General features: G+C 43.0%; 14 protein-coding genes and 1 pseudogene. 11 read left to right on the plus strand and 4 right to left on the minus strand.

Annotation, left to right across the window (positions count from 1 at the left end):
• The first annotated feature begins 21 nt into the window (after positions 1 to 21).
• From AC04NP_RS12335 to AC04NP_RS12370, 8 genes and pseudogenes are all read left to right on the plus strand, one after another.
• Positions 22 to 3522 (plus strand): SusC/RagA family TonB-linked outer membrane protein, encoded by a 3501-nt coding sequence (locus AC04NP_RS12335; protein ID WP_482860059.1) that lies wholly within the window; start codon positions 22 to 24, stop codon positions 3520 to 3522.
• A gap of 31 nt (positions 3523 to 3553) precedes the next feature.
• Positions 3554 to 4981 carry a RagB/SusD family nutrient uptake outer membrane protein gene (locus tag AC04NP_RS12340; RefSeq protein WP_482860060.1) on the plus strand — a complete coding sequence of 476 codons (1428 nt, stop codon included), beginning with the start codon at positions 3554 to 3556 and terminating at the stop codon, positions 4979 to 4981.
• Positions 4982 to 5017: 36 nt separating this feature from the next.
• On the plus strand, positions 5018 to 6451 hold the full coding sequence (locus tag AC04NP_RS12345) for a sulfatase family protein (RefSeq protein WP_482860061.1): 1434 nt from the start codon (positions 5018 to 5020) through the stop codon (positions 6449 to 6451).
• Positions 6452 to 6466: 15 nt separating this feature from the next.
• The gene (locus AC04NP_RS12350) at positions 6467 to 7837 is read left to right on the plus strand and encodes a sulfatase (RefSeq protein ID WP_482860062.1); all 1371 of its coding nucleotides are present in this window, start codon (positions 6467 to 6469) and stop codon (positions 7835 to 7837) included.
• A 118-nt stretch (positions 7838 to 7955) separates the two neighbouring features.
• Positions 7956 to 8297 (plus strand): apiosidase-like domain-containing protein, encoded by a 342-nt coding sequence (locus AC04NP_RS12355; RefSeq protein ID WP_482860063.1) that lies wholly within the window; start codon positions 7956 to 7958, stop codon positions 8295 to 8297.
• Between the two features lie 140 nt (positions 8298 to 8437).
• Positions 8438 to 8833, plus strand: a complete 396-nt coding sequence (locus AC04NP_RS12360; RefSeq protein ID WP_482860064.1) for a hypothetical protein — start codon at positions 8438 to 8440, stop codon at positions 8831 to 8833.
• Between the two features lie 4 nt (positions 8834 to 8837).
• Positions 8838 to 9482, plus strand: a complete 645-nt coding sequence (locus tag AC04NP_RS12365; RefSeq protein ID WP_482860065.1) for a hypothetical protein — start codon at positions 8838 to 8840, stop codon at positions 9480 to 9482.
• Positions 9458 to 10255 (plus strand): annotated as a pseudogene (locus AC04NP_RS12370) (DUF4132 domain-containing protein). Before AC04NP_RS12365 ends, AC04NP_RS12370 begins: the two are co-directional and overlap by 25 nt.
• 71 nt (positions 10256 to 10326) lie before the next feature.
• Here the strand turns inward: AC04NP_RS12370 and AC04NP_RS12375 are convergent.
• The 4 genes from AC04NP_RS12375 to AC04NP_RS12390 all read right to left on the minus strand — a co-directional run bounded on the left by AC04NP_RS12375 (position 10327) and on the right by AC04NP_RS12390 (position 13852).
• The gene (locus AC04NP_RS12375; protein ID WP_482860066.1) at positions 10327 to 11043 is read right to left on the minus strand and encodes a Crp/Fnr family transcriptional regulator; all 717 of its coding nucleotides are present in this window, start codon (positions 11041 to 11043) and stop codon (positions 10327 to 10329) included.
• Positions 11044 to 11197: 154 nt separating this feature from the next.
• Positions 11198 to 11857, minus strand: a complete 660-nt coding sequence (locus tag AC04NP_RS12380) for a response regulator (protein ID WP_482860067.1) — start codon at positions 11855 to 11857, stop codon at positions 11198 to 11200.
• Between the two features lie 78 nt (positions 11858 to 11935).
• Complete coding sequence (locus tag AC04NP_RS12385; RefSeq protein WP_482860068.1) at positions 11936 to 13342, minus strand: PAS domain-containing sensor histidine kinase; 1407 nt, start codon at positions 13340 to 13342, stop codon at positions 11936 to 11938.
• Positions 13343 to 13474: 132 nt separating this feature from the next.
• On the minus strand, positions 13475 to 13852 hold the full coding sequence (locus AC04NP_RS12390) for a Crp/Fnr family transcriptional regulator (protein WP_482860069.1): 378 nt from the start codon (positions 13850 to 13852) through the stop codon (positions 13475 to 13477).
• A 227-nt stretch (positions 13853 to 14079) separates the two neighbouring features.
• On the opposite strand from AC04NP_RS12390, the gene AC04NP_RS12395 reads away from it, so the two are divergent.
• The 3 genes from AC04NP_RS12395 to AC04NP_RS12405 are packed head-to-tail and all read left to right on the plus strand — an operon-like array spanning position 14080 to position 16612.
• Positions 14080 to 14910 carry a universal stress protein gene (locus tag AC04NP_RS12395; RefSeq protein WP_482860070.1) on the plus strand — a complete coding sequence of 277 codons (831 nt, stop codon included), beginning with the start codon at positions 14080 to 14082 and terminating at the stop codon, positions 14908 to 14910.
• 11 nt (positions 14911 to 14921) lie between these two features.
• On the plus strand, positions 14922 to 15749 hold the full coding sequence (locus AC04NP_RS12400; RefSeq protein ID WP_482860071.1) for a universal stress protein: 828 nt from the start codon (positions 14922 to 14924) through the stop codon (positions 15747 to 15749).
• Positions 15750 to 15754: 5 nt separating this feature from the next.
• Positions 15755 to 16612 carry a universal stress protein gene (locus AC04NP_RS12405; RefSeq protein WP_482860072.1) on the plus strand — a complete coding sequence of 286 codons (858 nt, stop codon included), beginning with the start codon at positions 15755 to 15757 and terminating at the stop codon, positions 16610 to 16612.
• Positions 16613 to 16751 lie beyond the last annotated feature (139 nt).

Consider the following 16751-nt stretch of genomic DNA (forward strand, 5'->3'; position numbering starts at 1 on the left):
TCTAAACATAAATTTAATGCTATGAAAAACGTTTTACAAGCTATTTACAAGTTATTGCTCCTGGCAGTCATTTACCCGTGGCAATCCCAGGCCTATGGACAGGACCTGGCCCGTACCAGTCAAGCGGCTTCTCTGGATCATCTCACCACAGCAGTACCTGTGTATAGCCAACAAAAAGTTCAACAATCCCTGCAAGAAATCTTACTTGATTTGGAAAGGCGGTACAAAGTGAGTTTTAACTATAACCACGATATTGTCCAGGACCTTTTTATTATTCAGGATTACCGTATCCGCAAAAAAGAAAAATTAGACAGTGTTTTGCTCAGCATCCTGAAGCCCTTTAAGTTAAAATTTGAAAAATTAGACAACGGAGATTACCTGATCTATGCGGAAAAAGAACAGCCCATCAAATATTTAAAGCAGAAACAGGCAAAAGTTACAGTCGATGAGCAAGAGCTGGCCAAAGAAATGCGGTCAGAAATATTAAATTTTTCAAATATCGGGGAATCCGCAGATGCTTCTGACAAAATTATCTCCGGAAAAGTAGTTTCGCAAGATGGAGAGTCACTTCCCGGAGTAAATATCCTGGTGGAAGGCACTACCATTGGCACAATTACGGATGTAAATGGTGCCTATCAAATCACCGCACCGGATGATGCTACTGTCCTTGTGTTTTCTTATGTCGGGTATGTCAGTGAACGGGTAGAGATTGGCGATAAGGTTGTGATTGATGTAAGCCTTGTCTCAGATATTGCGGCTTTATCTGAAATAGTTGTCATTGGATATGGGGCAGTGGATAAAAGTGACCTTACCGGTGCCGTTTCATCACTAAAGACAGAAGACTTTAATCCCGGTGCCAATGTATCGGTAGATCAGTTGATGGTGGGCAGGGTAGCTGGTGTTCAAATCAATCAGACCAGTTCAGAGCCGGGCGGAGGCTTGTCTATCAGGGTAAGAGGGGCAAGTTCTGTCAATGCGGGGAATGAACCGCTGTATGTAATTGATGGATTTCCAATAGATAACAGTGCGTTGCTTTCAGGAGCCGGGGCAGCAGGCCTCGGAAGTAACCAAAACCCCAGGAACCCCTTGAATGCCTTAAACCCAAATGATATTGAGTCCATAGAGGTGCTGAAGGATGCTTCAGCCACAGCCATTTATGGTTCCAGGGGAGCGAATGGGGTAATCCTGGTCACCACAAAAAAGGGAGCCAAAGGGAGGGTTTCTGTGAACTATGACGTATATGGTGGCACGCAATCTGTCTATGAAAATATGGATTTGTTGTCAACCCGTGAATACATTGAGGGAATGAACGCTATATCGGAAGATTTGGGCAACGGACCAATTTTTCTGGACGATGACATCAGCCGAATAGGTACAGGTACCGACTGGCAGGAAGAAATATACCGATCCGCACCGGTTTGGAACCATAACCTTTCTGCTTCAGGGGGAGACGATAAAACGACTTTCTTCGCCTCGTTGAATTATTTTGATCAGGAAGGTGTCATTAAAAACTCGGGCATAGAAAAATACATTGCCAGAATCAATCTGGAGAGAGGTTTTGGTGAAAAAGTGACAATGGGCATCAATATCAACAGCAGTCTGGTGAAAGATAACAATAACGTAGACGGCCTCAACATCAATGAAGAAGCCGGCCCGATTTATTCGGCCTTGCTTTATGATCCGACTGAACCGATCTTTCGCAACGACGGTAGCTTTAACCAATCACCCAACCTTACCATTAATAATCCGGTGAGTCTCATAGAGGGCATTTCCAGTAAAAACGAAACAAACCGTACCATGGGGAATATCTATGTTCAGTATGATATTACCAGTGATCTCAACGCCAAATTGAACTTTGGCTCCGACCGCCAGACTGCCCGGAGGGACATTTACAACTCCACCCTTACTTTTGCCGGTGAAGCCGCCAATGGCATTGCCAATATTGCGGTATTGGAACGTTCTAATGTGCTGCTGGAATATACCATGACGTATAATAAAACCCTGAATGAAAATCATGTGATCAATGTGTTGGGTGGTGTGACCTATCAGGACTTCGTAAACAGATCGTTTTCAGGCACCATCAGCACCTTTCCGTCAGATGCCCTTAACACGGATAATCTGTCGCTGGGAGATACAGGCAATGACGACCTGAACAGCAATAAAGGACAAAACAGCCTGTTGTCCTATCTGGGAAGAGTGAATTACAATCTGTTTAACAAGTATTTATTTACGGCATCTATGCGTGCCGATGGTTCCAGCCGCTTTGGCGAAAATAATAAATTCGGTTATTTTCCTTCCTTTGCTTTTGGGTGGAAGCTTGCTGAAGAAGCATTTATTCCCGATTTATTTGACGATTTAAAGCTCAGGGCAAGTTGGGGGCAAACCGGCAACCAGGAAATTGGCAACAACGCCTCGCTGCTGACCTTTGGCACGGGGCCACTGGCCGTATTTAATAATCAGGTGGTCAGTAGTACAGATCCTTCCCGCATTGCCAATCCTGATTTAAAATGGGAAACTACCGAACAGTTTAATGTTGGAATAGACGCCAGTATTTTTGATGGCAGAATCAGCGCCACTATCGACTACTTTATCAAAAATACCAAAGACATGCTGTTCAACATACCACTTCCCAGAGCCACCGGGTATAATTCTATTTTATCCAATATCGGAAAAATGGAAAACAAAGGCTTTGAGTTTCTCATAAACTCCACCAATATAATTACCTCAAATTTTACCTGGAATACCTCTTTCAACTTTTCAACAATAAAAAATAAAGTCAAAGACCTCGGAGATATTGAAGATATTGTTACCGGATACATTCAGGATGTGGGCAATACCTCCATTATCAGGGAAGGAGAACCATTGGCTTCCTATTTCGGTTTTGAAGTAGTAGGGATTTTTCAGACGGACGACAACATCGGCGAATCAGCCCAACCCAATGCCCTGCCAGGGTATCCCATCTTCAGGGATGTCAATGGTGATAATGCCATTACGCCGGCTGATCAGACCATTATCGGCAATCCTTTTCCCGACTTTACCTTCGGCATACAAAACAGTTTTTCCTATAAAGGGTTTCAACTGGATTTTTTCATCCAGGGTCAACAAGGCGCCGACTTGCTCAACATCAATGTCATTGAAAGCATGTACCCCGCCAATTTCAGAAGAAACCGCCTGTCCGAGCAGGTTCTTGACCGGTGGACACCGCAAAATACGGATACCAGATGGCCTTCCGGCGTAAATCCTTTTGCCTATGGAGGTGGAAAAGTAAATTCTTTGGTCCTTCAGGATGCTTCTTACATCCGGCTGAGAAATGTACAATTAAGTTACAATGTTCCCCTGGAAAACATCGATTTTTTAAGGTCATTACGGGTTTATGTCACTGGCCAGAACCTGTTGACGATTACCGATTATACCGGATTCGACCCAGAGGCCAATGCCTTTGGAGCGAGTAATTTGCGCATAGATTATAGCAGTTATCCCCTGGCCAGAACCCTGATTTTTGGTGTAAACATCGGTTTATAATAAAAAATTTGCAACGAAATTTTTGAATATCATGAAAAAATACTTAACTAAAATATTTTGTATACTGTCGATCCTTGCCCTTCAGGCTTGCAATGAACCTTTGGAAGAGGAGATTTTTTCAGAATTGACCCCCGATACCTTCCTGAATACAGAAAGCGGCATGACTGCCCTGCTAAATTCGGTATATGCCAATGCGCAATTACACAGCTTTGTCGGACATATAGCCTACCATTATTTACCGGCCATGACCTCAGGCGAAGCCTGGAACAGGGGCGGCAGCATTGAAGTTTGGCTTACGGCATTGTCTGATTTTGCCTGGGACAGCAATCACCAGTATGTGTTCGGTATCTGGATAGATGCCTACGAAGCCATCAGGGATGCCAATATTGTTCTGGATAATATTTCAAATGAAAATTTCAGCACAGATTTCCAGACCTTAACAAAGGCCGAAGCGAGATTTCTTCGGGCCTGGAGTTATACGTTATTGTATGATTTATTTGGTCCGGTGCCATTGTATACTTCGTCATCTACCGACTCGCTGCTGCTGTCCCGTGCCACTGAAGATCAGATGAAATCATTTATTGAGCAGGAACTTAACGCCGTAGCACCGGACCTCCCGGTCAACCCATCTGAGTTTGGGAAATCTTCAAGGGGTGCTGCTTTGGGAGTGTTGTGTAAATATTATTTGAATACGAGACAATGGCAGGCATGCATTGATGTCTCAAAGCAAATCATGGATTTGGGTGTATATAGCCTTGTAGCTGATTACACAGAGGTTTTTAGCCTGGAGAACGAAGGGAATACCGAGATGCTGTGGGTACTGCCCCGCACTGCTCCGGAAGCTCCCCAAAGCGTCAATGCCCTTACGTTCCCCACAGATTTTCCATTGCCACTGCCCAGCCAAAATGTATTTGCTGCCAGAACCTATCTTTTCGACGCGTTTGTCAATTCTTTTGAAAGTACTGATACCAGGAAAGATTTGATAGTTACCGAATATATTAATACATCGGGTGAACTCATTACCTTGCTTGGCAATGATCAATCCTTATCTTTGAAATATGAGTTTGATCCGGATGCTGCCGGTTCAGGGATGGGAAATGATATACCGGTTATCCGGTATGCTGACATTTTACTGGCCAGGGCCGAAGCGCTGAACGAACTGAATGGCCCTACGCAGGAAGCCTTGGATTTGATCAATCAGGTGAGGGGCCGTGCACAGGCTTCCTTATTGTCTTTGGGTGGTTTTACCAAAGAATCACTTCGTGCGCATATTGGCAAGGAGAGGGAATGGGAGTTTTACATGGAAGGGAAACGACGGCAGGACCAAATCAGGCAAAACACTTTTGTTTCAGGGGCCATAGCCAGGAGTAAAAATGCCGGGCCACACCATGTTCGTTTTGCCATCCCGCAAATAGACATTGATGCAAATCCTGCTATTGAGCAAAATGATGGTTATTAATAGTTAATATAATTGTAAAAATTAATATTTTGCTTTATGATAAAAACCGGAAAAAACAGGCGCTCTGCGATTTTTTTAATGACCGCCTTCCTCGTAGCCATGCAAAGCTGTAGTAATCAGAAACAGCGCGTCCCTGAGGAAACACAGAGCAAGCCTAACTTTATTATAATATTTGCCGATGATCTGGGATATGGCGATCTTGGCGTTTACGGACATCCCACCATTAAAACACCCCATCTCGACCAGATGGCTCAGGAGGGGCAAAAATGGACCAACTTTTATGCTGCCGCCAGTGTTTGCACACCCAGCAGGGCCGCTTTGCTCACCGGTCGTTTACCGGTGAGAAACGGGATGTGCAGCGACAAAATCAGGGTGCTGTTCCCTAATTCGCTTCATGGCTTGCCAACCGATGAAATCACCCTGGCCGAACAAATGAAAAAAGGCGGATACAAAACCGCCTGCATTGGAAAATGGCATTTGGGTCATAAGGAACAATATCTTCCTACTAATCACGGCTTTGATTATTATTATGGGATTCCCTACTCCAATGACATGGACCTGGTTTCTGATAAAGGCTATATAAAATACTGGCAGGATAAAGACACAATAAAAACAGAAGATTTCAACGTACCGCTCATCCGGAATACTGAAATCATTGAAAGGCCGGCTGATCAACATACCATCACCAAGCGGTACACCGAAGAAGCTGTTTCCTTTATCAGGGAAAACAAAGATCAGCCATTCTTTATTTACCTGGCCCATAACCTTCCCCACATTCCATTATTTGCCTCTGAGCAATTTTTAGGACAAAGCGAACGCGGCCTGTACGGAGATGTAGTGCAAGAAATTGACCATGGGGTGGGCCAGATTATTGCCACTTTGAAAACTGAAGGGCTCGATGATAATACCATTATAGTCTTCACCTCCGACAATGGTCCCTGGCTTCCATTTAAAACCCAGGGGGGAAGTGCCGGGTTATTACGGGCCGGCAAGGGCTCCACCTGGGAAGGTGGTATGAGAGAGCCCTGTATTTTCTGGGGACCGGGGCAGGTCAAACCCGCTGTGGTATCCGATTTAGGTTCTACTATGGATCTTTTTGTTACATTCAGTAAAATGGCCGGTCTGTCACTGCCCGACGACCGGATTATCGATGGTGTTGATTTGAGCGCCAGGTTGCTGGAAGATAAACCAGCTCCCCGGAAAAGCATGCTTTATTACCGGGGAACCTCCCTGTATGCCGCCCGGCTTGGAGATTACAAAGCGCATTACACAACAGAGGGAGCCTACGGGATGCATGGTGAAAAAGTGGTGCACGAAACCCCATTGTTGTATAACCTAAGCCATGACCCTTCGGAACAATACGATATTGCCGCAGATCATCCGGAAATCATCCGGGAAATCAATACGTTGGTCAGGGAACATCAATCCAAGCTGGTGAAGGGCAAAGACCAACTGGCCGATAGGGAATAGAAACCATATAAATACATGCTTTACACTTACATTATCCCCTTTGTTTGTTACATGAGTCTGCTGTTCTTTCCCTCTTCCACTCGTACAGATTCATCATCAGTAGCAGCCCTGCCAAACATCGTTCTGATCCTCACCGATGACCAGGGTTATCACGATGTGTCATACTACGGGACGAAAGATATCCGGACGCCCAACATCGACGAAATCGCCGCCAAAGGTATGCGCTTCGATAACTTTTATGCTAACTGCCCCGTCTGCTCCCCAACCAGGGCGGCCCTGCTGACGGGGCGTTATCAGGATTATGTAGGAGTACCTGGTGTGATCCGTACCCATGCCGGGAATAGCTGGGGATATCTCGATCCAAATACGACATTATTGCCGGAAAAACTCAAAACAGCCGGTTACCACACCGCTTTGATCGGTAAGTGGCATCTGGGGCTCGAATCTCCTAACACGCCAACGGAAAGAGGGTTTGACTACTTTCACGGATGGTTGGGTGATATGATGGATGATTACCGGACGCACCGACGGCATGACATCAATTATATGCGTCTTAATGAACAGCAGATCGACCCTGAAGGCCACGCCACCGATCTCTTCACAAGCTGGTCGGTGGACTATATTCACAAGCAGGCTGGCGATGCCCGTCCTTTTTTTCTTTACCTGGCTTACAATGCCCCCCATTTTCCGGTACAACCACCGCAGGAATGGTTGAACAAAGTTAAACAACGGGAAAAAGGCATAGATGATACCAGGGCAAATTTGGTGGCTTTCATTGAACATATGGATGACGGTATCGGACAGGTGATCAATGCATTAAAAAAGAGTGGTCAATTGAATAATACCATGATTATTTTTTCAAGCGATAACGGGGGGCATCTTCCCAGCAAAGCCAACAATGGCCCTTTGCGCGATGGTAAGCAAAGCATGTACGAAGGCGGACTGAAAGTACCCACCTGCATCAGTTGGCCGGACCGGATAAAGGCCGGAAGCGTCTCGAAACAGGCACATCTTTCTATGGACTTATATCCCACCTTACTGGAACTTGCCGGCATTGAGTCAGGTAATTTGATAGAAGGCCGTAGTTTTTTACAGGAACTATTGGGCGGTGGTCAGGCCTTGGCCAGCCGCCCGCTCTACTTTACGAGAAGAGAAGGGGGCACCCGATATGGTGGACAAAGCATTTATGCTGTCCGGTCAGGAGATTGGAAACTTTTACAAAATAGCCCCTACGAAGCCTATGAATTATATAACCTGAAGAATGACCCAAAAGAGCAAAACAACCTGATCGAAGAGAAAAAAGAAAAGTACCGGGAGCTCAATAAGCTCCTGATGACGCACATACAAAAAGGGGGCCGGGTTCCGTGGCAAAAACCGAAGGATTAGATGTCAGCCGCCTGGCCTCCCATGGCACAGGAATCAGGGAAGGCTTCACAAGCTGGAAATATCGATAAGTTTTCCTTAGTAGACCAAAAACGCTGTTACCCTTTGTGCCTTTGAGATTTTGCGAAGACAAGCTTACTGGACTATGACCTCAGGTGGAGCGGGTCATTGCATTGGTACCTTACTTTGGAGTTTTCCGGATGACTGGCAGGATAAACTTGATCTCCCCGGGGTAAATTCCATGAAATATATGATAGAATTTTTTCAGAAAATCCCGTGGTGGACATTAGTGCCTGACCAAAGGCACGTGATAAGTTTCTCTTTTTCAGTCCTTTATGATGATGACGATTATGTCACCACCGCCCTTTCCCCGGACAAAAAGTATACGGTAAGTTACTTCCCAAGACCCGGATTTGTCACCATGGATTTGGGTGTCATGGATGGAAAGGAAGTCAATGCATAAATAGTGCTCCTGTTCTACCCTCTCTATCTTCCGAGGCCTCATTTGTATAGCATCGTATCGCAGTTTTTATTATCTTTAACTTCCTCCCGTTACCGGGATAAAACTGATTTCAATTTTGATTGACAATATTTTTACAGATTATGTCCCACACAGTCACTATTCATGATGAGTCGACCAGTGGCAAGATTTTACACAAAATCATGCTCAAACTGGAAGATGAAATCACCACCGTTAGAAAAAGCATAGAAGCCAGGGTGCATCACGAAGTCGAGCAATACAATAAAAACTTACCGGATCTCTTCAGGGGCCTGGTTCAGCCCACTGAGGCTGAGCAAACTTTGAATGGTTTCAGAATGCTTAAAAGAAAAAAAATTGATCCCGAAAAGCAAATCTACGCAGCATGGCAATCATTCAATCAAAACGGTTTTTTTGTATTAGTCGATGACAAACAATATGAAAGCCTGGACGACGAGGTATTGCTGGAAAATGACACAACCGTCAGCTTTATTAAACTAACACCTTTGGTCGGAGGGTAATCGAATGGCGCATAAAAACCTCATCAGCCGTTTGCTTGGTTCTGATCCGGAAGTTTCCCAGCCTTATCCCGAGCTTGAATCCAGGGCAAAGTCACTATTAGACGCGTTAATGAAAGAAGCTGTGCCATCCGGTAGTACCCGGTGGGAAAATATAAAAATCGGGCCTTTGAAAAGTTATGAAAGGATAAAAAGTGAATCACCGGAGCTGAAAAAAAGCCTGATCTTTTTCATTGTAAAGCATAAAAATAATCAGGATCGCAAAGACTCCGGTAGCCTTCGAACTTATACCTCATACCGGCAGTCCGAACAGGTAAGAAAAATCCTCCTTAGCCTGCTACTGCGATCTGAGCTTTCTTTTTCCGAAGATGAGCTCTTCCTTTTGGTTAAAATCATAAAATCAAACCAATTCAGACACGCCATGGAGTGGCCTTATCTGCTGCTATTCAAAAAGATTGAGCAGAAAGTTCAGTTGGTTGGCCTTACTCCTGCCCTGAAACACGCTTTAAAATGCTTAAAGTTCAAAACAAGTAAATGGCCATATGCAGACGAAAGAAAGCTCAATGAAAAAATAGATTTATTGTTACGGGAGGAAAAAATCCCTAAAATAGACAGGTCAGATTTTTTATGGCCATTTCGGATTACGGGCTGAGTGATACCCATCAGTTCATCCGGAATTTCGGAGATTATAAGGGAATTATTCAGATCAGTGCCATCAACAACGTGGATATAAGTTGGCAAAAGGGAGAAAAAACGCAAAAATCCATTCCCGCTGAGATAAAAGAAAAATCAGCCGGAGAAATTAAGGCACTAAAAGCGAAGGCAAAAGAAATTCGCAACGCACTCCCCATTCAAAAAGACAGGATCGAGTCTTATTACCTGAAAAAACGCGAATGGTCATACAACGACTGGCTTAAGTACTATCACAACCACCCATTGATTTCTTATCTCTCAAAAAAGCTGATCTGGGAGTTTGAAACAGACGGTGTGATAAGCAACGCTATCTACTACAACAATGCATTTGTTAATCCTGCGGGAAAGGTTGATGAAAATTTTGGCCCTACCACCAAGGTAAAACTTTGGCATCCCATAAACAACCCTGTAAAGAAAATTGAAAGTTGGCGGGATTTTTTGTATGAGAAGTAAATCCAGCAACCTTTTAAACAGGCTTTCCGGGAAATCTACCTGGTAACTGAAGCCGAATTACAAACCGAAAGCTATTCCAACAGGTTTGCAGCCCATATTCTGAGACAACACCAATTTAATGCGCTATGCCAGGTAAGAGGCTGGCTTTATACCCTTATGGGACAATGGGACTCGCACAATATCCCAACCAGAATAATTCCGGCATGGGACATACGGGTTGGCCAAAATGGAGAATGTGTAGAGGGGAATATTTACAGAGGATTATTTAGGAAAGCATGAAAAAAGCATAGCACGCGCTCCGTTTCCCCCGAGCGCGCACTAGTTGAAAAGATCAGGAATTAATATAATTACTAGTGATACAAGTTATCGATTCTCATAAGTCCCTGGTAGTCCAGAATGGCTATTTTCTTGCCCTCAGTTTTTATGAGTTTTTCGGTTTTGAACTCTGAAAGTAGCCTGATAACAGTTTCCTTGGCAGTTCCTATCAGGTTGGCCAGATCTTCTCTGCTTAACTGGATGAAGCTACCTTTTTTAGATTTTTGATCTTCTTTATGTTCGTGAAACATCCCGTCGAGTTCCAAAAGGGTTTCCGCCAGCCGGCCTCTTACAGGCTTGTAAGCCATAGACACCATTTTGGATTCGATGTTCACCAGGTCGTTACACAACAGTCTCATCACATTACTGGAAATTTCCTGGTCGTTTTTGAACAGGTCCAAAAAATCCTCCTTGGGAATATAGGTCAATCTCGCGTCTTCAAGAATAGAAGCAGATACATTGTAGTTTGTATCGCTTAATAAGCTTTTATAGCCAACGATATCGCCTTTTTTGGCAATGCGTAGAATCTGCTCCTTTCCGTCGCTTCCGTATTTGTATATTTTAACGATTCCCGACTCAATGTAATGCAGGCCTCGGGCCAGGTTACCTTCGTTGAAAAGTATCTGTCCTTTTTTGTAAAAAATGCTTTCAAAATTCTCCTTGATCTGGTTCATTTTGTTGGAGAAGGTGTTATCAAATGTAAGCGTTCCGGATATAGGAGTGAGGGTCAGGTTTTGCGTTAAATGTCTCATAGCGTTCAAGTTATGATGTAAAAAAAACAACATCCGAAGTTAAGTTTACTTTCGCTATTATGTTAGACGCAAAAAACGTAATTGGAAAAATACGATGAAATACCTAAATACCTACGCTTTTTTACCTAGTGTAAAAACCGGATGGTTTCGGGCGCTAATCGAGTAGCCCGCATTTGATGGCCACCTTAACAAGTCCTGCAGTATTTTTGACATTAAGTTTTTGAAGCAGGTTACGACGATGGGTATCAATGGTCCGGGGACTTAAAAAAAGTTTGTCAGCAATTTCCTGGTTGGTATATTCCTCAGCAATTAACCTCAACACCTCCTTTTCCCTTTCGGTTAACCGTTTGACATCTTCAACACTGCCGTTTCTTTTTTCAGTGGCTTTATGCTGCATGAAGTGTTCCATGATTCTCTGTGAGGCTTCCTTGGCAAAGAAGCTTTCACCCGAAGAAACGGTTTTTATGGCTTCAATCAGTTTGATTTTACCGGTATTTTTAAAAATATAGCCCACTGCCCCGGCTTTAAGCATGTTGATGATATGAGACTCATCATCATGCATGGACAAAACTATTACCTTCACCGCAGGATAATTTTGGGATATATAATTTGTCGCATCAATTCCATCCATCACCGGCATCGAAATGTCCATTAAAACAAGATCAACCTCTCCTTGCTCCAGAATATCTATGGCTTCCTGCCCATTTTCCGCCTCCCCGGCTATTTCGATGCCAATAGCTCCTTTTAATAAGGCTCTAATACCATCCCTGATTATTTCATGATCGTCGACTAATATTACTTTTATGGGTTGCACCGGGGATGTTATCAATTAGGTCAGTAAACAGTCCGTTAATTTTAGCTAAAAATAGTGCAACTTAACTATCTCTCCTAATTAAATAGGAAAAACTGCGTGAACACGCACCCCTTTCCGCTGTCTGGATTCAAAATCCAGTTTACCGTTCAGGGAAATAACCCTGGTAGTAATGTTTCTTAAACCTATTCCGTTTAACTTTACCTCATCCAGGGTCCCTGAAAACCCTGATCCATTATCTTCGACCTTAAGATTTATTATCTCGTCATACCTGAATAAGGCAATTTTAATGGCATCCGCATCGGCATGTTTGAGGATATTGTTAATTAACTCCTGCAAAATCCGGTAAATTCCCAGTTCCAGGTGTTGATTTAGCCTTCCTATATTGTCACTGTAAGAAAAATCCACCGTAATATTTTCGGGCACTTTTTTACAAAGGTTTTGTATGGCCTTCACCAATCCGGAAAGTTCCAGGCCATAGGGCATCAAATCGTGGGAAATGTTCCTGGTATCCTTAATGGCTTCTTTCAGAAAATGTAAGGCTTTTTTATATGCGTTCCTTTCATCCTTGTCCAGTTTTTCAATCCCTTCCTCTAAAACATTTAAATTGATGTTTACCGCCGACAAGGTTTGTACGAGGCCGTCATGCAGTTCCCTGGCCAATCTTCTACGCTCATTTTCCTGGCCGTGATGCAGGGCTTCCATCTGAAGCTTTTCGATCTGGCTCACTTTGGTGATATCGATACCCGAACTCAGTGTTCCTGCAATTTGGTTATGCTCGTCCCTCACAATGGTATTGTGCCACTCAATTAAACGCCTCGATCCATTCCGGCGTAATACTTCATTATTAAAAAATTCTATCTTTTCAAGCTCGCCGCTTATCATTTGGTTAAAAACATGCTGAACTTTTTCTCTGACATCAGCCGGCACAAAATTATCAAACCAGTTCTTTCCCAGAATATCTTTTTCCTTATAACCCAATATCTCACAGCCTTTTTGATTGATTAAAGTAACATTTCCTGTCATATCCACTACCACAAAAATAGACGTAGCGATGTCCAGGTACAGTTGTGCCTTTTCCTTTTCCCTGCGCAAGGTTAATTCCACCTTTTTCCGCTCAGTAATATCGATAATGAAGGCAATAATCCTCATTTTATCGAAGGATCTCGTATAGCTTAAACTGATTTCAACCGGGAATTCTGTACCGTCCTTTCGCCTGGCGTATAAATCCAAACCCTTGCCCATAGCCCGCATCCGTGGATCTTCGCTGTAGGATTCGCGATGCTTCTCATGCTTTTTTTTAAAGCGGTCAGGAACCAGCATCTCAAGGTCAGACCCCATCAACTCGCCCTTTTCATAACCAAACAGCTTCAAAGATCTTTGATTGGCCATGATTATTTTACCATTTTCATCGATCACCACAATGCCCTCGGCGAGGGAATCAAAAAGTGCTGTGAACATTTGGTCCTGAATTTGAATATCGGTCATTTACTATCACCTAAAGGTTAGTCGTACAACAGCGAATTTAGTACATACTAATTTAATTCTTTCTAATTGTTGTAAAAAAACTAACTGTTTAGTGGCCGATTGTCTTCCGCCAGGTAGAATCAGGTGGATTTGTTAGTCGGCTATACCGTTTTCAATCAGTTCTATTCTCCAGGCCAGTTTTTGTGCGAGGTAAATTTGCTGTTCGGGATGTTTTCTTAAGAAACCGAATAAATCATGGCTCGACACTTGCATATAGGTGGCCTTATCCTCCGATTGGGCAGTGACGTGATAGCTTGGCTGGCATAACAGGGAGGAGATCCCGAATATTTCGCCGGGATAAATCTTGTGGATCAGTTGAGGTTGTTGCTTGCTGTTTTTTTTATACAGGTTGATAGCGCCCGTTTGTAACAAATATACATTTTCTGCTTTATCACCTTCATTATACAAAACATCTTGAGGGCCACAATTATTCAAATTTTCCTGACCAAACCACTGTAAAATTGTATTCATAAAAAGTTTGTTAGTTGAATTAAAAACCGGGTTGTCACTATTACATAACATATTAGATTTTACCCATTGCTTATTGTGTTTTTTTAAAGTTATATTTATTCAATTTTTCAGGTTATGACTTTTGTCACCGGCAGCTTTGACTTCCATCATTGAAAAATGACTGGTTTGGATGGAAATTATGGTCTGAATTGAAAACAAGGATTAAATTCAAACAAATAAAAAGAATAATGAAAATTGAGAATATTCTGGTACCGACAGATTTTTCCACCTGTGCTAAAAATGCATTGGTCAATGCCATTCACCTTGCAGAAATTGCCGAAGCAAGGATTATATTGATGAGTGCGTTTCATGTACCGGTACCCCATGCGAGGGTGGGCTCTACTGCCATTGTTCACTCCCTGGCAAGTGAAGTCGAGGAAAATGTAAAAGAGGATTTTCAGGCTTTGGAAGAATCCCTGCCACAACTCGATGATATTAATTACAAATGCGTGATAAGGCATGGTTTTGCGGTAGACGAAATCTTATCGGCTGTAGCTGAATATGACATCGATTTGGTGGTAATGGGAACTCATGGCGCCAGTGGCGTTGAAGAAATCTTACTGGGCAGCAATACAAACAGTGTGATTAAACGGGCAAAAGTCCCGGTTTTGGCGATTCCGGAAAATGCAGGCCTGCAAAAAACAAACAACATACTACTCGCCAGTGATTACAGGGAAATCGATGATTACAATAAGCTGGATCCCCTGAAAATGATCATAGACCTTTTCAACGCCGAGTTGCACGTATTGCATATCAGTCCGCGGGATTACATCAGCAACGAATCTGCATCTGAGGCAAAAAAGCTTGAAAACAACCTGAAAGGCATAAAGCGGTCTTACCATTTTGAAACACACGATAAATTCGAAGACGGCTTAAATGACTTTATTGATGAGCATCCGGTCGATATGATTGTCATGCTTCCCAGGGAACATACTTTACTGGACAGGATATTAAGAGGAAATCACACCCGTAAAATAGTTTTGCATTCAAAAATTCCGTTATTGACTATTCATATATAAACACTAATTCCATGCAGATTAATAATATTTTAGTTCCAATAGACTTCTCAGAGTGCTCCCTCAATGCTTTACGCTATGCACTGACGATAGCCAAAGACTTTAAAGCTAAGATCACCGTAATCAATGGCTACAAGATTCCCATTCCTGCGGCTGATATAAACTATACTTTCGATCCTTCCATATATGATGATTATGAAAAAGAAATGAAGGAAAAGTTTTCACTGCTGCCCGGTAAAATTCCCGAGTTGAATATGGTGGAGGTAGAATACAAGGTGGAAATGGCATTTCCTGTGGAGGCTGTAGAACAGGAGATCAGTGAAAAACGAATCGATTTGGTGGTTATGGGAACCAAAGGGGCCAGCAATCTGGCTGAGGTTGTTATTGGTAGTAATACCTTTCATGTAGCAAAAAGAGCCACCTGCCCTGTACTGGCCATTCCGGAAAACATAAAATCCAGAAAAATCAATAATATCGCTATTGCAGTAGACCTCAATCACGAAAACAAAGACCTTCCGTTGAGAATGCTGATAAAGATTGCGGAACAATACAATGCCGCGGTGCACTTTCTTCATGTCAGTGATAAACCCAGTGAAATACCCTACGAACAAGCCTGGGAAGTACTGGCCTATAAAAAGGAGTTCTCGGATATTGAAAACTATTTTCATTTTATCGAAAACAAAAATATCGAGGAGGGAATCAACGATTATCTGGACCATAATGACATTGACATGCTGGTTTTGCTGCCTAAAAAGCATCCTTTTTTTGAAAAACTGTTTAAACGAAGTGTCACCAGAACGATGCTGCTTCACGCAAAAATTCCATTATTAACTATTAATTAAAGGCGTTGGATATTAAAAAAATACTGGTTCCCGTTGACTTTTCCGATACATCGGTCAATGCGCTGAAATATGCCACGGAATTAGCCGGTAAAATGAATGCCCGGTTAGAAATCGTACATGTTTACCATATAACCGCCGGTGGTGACACCTCATTTTTTGTGAACGAGTCAATGATTAAAAATCAACAACTGGTTTCTGAGAAAAAACTAAAGGAGCTGGTATCGGATGTACCTTCCCTGGAAAATATTCCACATGCTTTCGCGGTAGAGTTTGGCCTCACAAGCTCTGCCTTGCTCAATTATTTGGATGCTGCCGGTATTGACCTGGTTGTTATGGGTACTAAAGGGGAAACTGATATTTTAAGCAAGGTTGTGGGAAGTACCACCACAGACATCATAAATAATGCCAGATGCCCGGTCATTGCTATTCCTAAAGAAGCCAGATCGGTTCATTGGTCTAATGTGACTGTAGCGCTTGATAAAATTGAAATGGATACCGGCGCACTAAAATCCTGGTTATCTTATCTCAGACAGATTTTTGACTGCAACTTCTACGTGATCCATATCAATGAAAACCCGGCAGATACAAACTATCCGGAACAGCAACAGGATGTCCTAAAACAGCTATTTGAAGAAATCCCTTTTCATTTTCACGCAGTGGCAAGTCATTCCGTGGAAAGGGGGCTTATCGATCATATGAAGGAGGTGGAAGCCGATGTGCTGATGATTTTCCCCAGAAAACGGCATATTATCATAGATTTATTTACCCATAAGGTAACAAACCACCTGTGCGAGCAATTGCATCAGCCGATTTTTGCTTACAGGGAAACAGCCAATAAGGAAAAGGAAGGTAGCAGGAAATGAAAGTGGGTTGGGGGTGATAAATTAAATTGACAATTGACAATTAATGAGGGGTAAAGAGGGCTGATGATGGATATGATTGGCTATTGAGAAGATGGGAAAGACTGGCGGCATAGACCTAATCAGGCAAATGACCCTTGTC

This window comes from Agaribacillus sp. DX54 (genome assembly GCF_056858335.1).

Coding starts and splice junctions, on each gene's coding strand:
- AC04NP_RS12400 (WP_482860071.1), top strand. CDS start 14,922: ATGCAGATTAATAATATTTTAGTTCCAATAGACTTCTCAGAGTGCTCC.
- AC04NP_RS12395 (WP_482860070.1), top strand. CDS start 14,080: ATGAAAATTGAGAATATTCTGGTACCGACAGATTTTTCCACCTGTGCT.
- AC04NP_RS12385 (WP_482860068.1), bottom strand. CDS start 13,342: ATGACCGATATTCAAATTCAGGACCAAATGTTCACAGCACTTTTTGAT.
- AC04NP_RS12375 (WP_482860066.1), bottom strand. CDS start 11,043: ATGAGACATTTAACGCAAAACCTGACCCTCACTCCTATATCCGGAACG.
- AC04NP_RS12345 (WP_482860061.1), top strand. CDS start 5,018: ATGATAAAAACCGGAAAAAACAGGCGCTCTGCGATTTTTTTAATGACC.
- AC04NP_RS12350 (WP_482860062.1), top strand. CDS start 6,467: ATGCTTTACACTTACATTATCCCCTTTGTTTGTTACATGAGTCTGCTG.
- AC04NP_RS12340 (WP_482860060.1), top strand. CDS start 3,554: ATGAAAAAATACTTAACTAAAATATTTTGTATACTGTCGATCCTTGCC.
- AC04NP_RS12390 (WP_482860069.1), bottom strand. CDS start 13,852: ATGAATACAATTTTACAGTGGTTTGGTCAGGAAAATTTGAATAATTGT.
- AC04NP_RS12360 (WP_482860064.1), top strand. CDS start 8,438: ATGTCCCACACAGTCACTATTCATGATGAGTCGACCAGTGGCAAGATT.
- AC04NP_RS12365 (WP_482860065.1), top strand. CDS start 8,838: ATGGCGCATAAAAACCTCATCAGCCGTTTGCTTGGTTCTGATCCGGAA.
- AC04NP_RS12335 (WP_482860059.1), top strand. CDS start 22: ATGAAAAACGTTTTACAAGCTATTTACAAGTTATTGCTCCTGGCAGTC.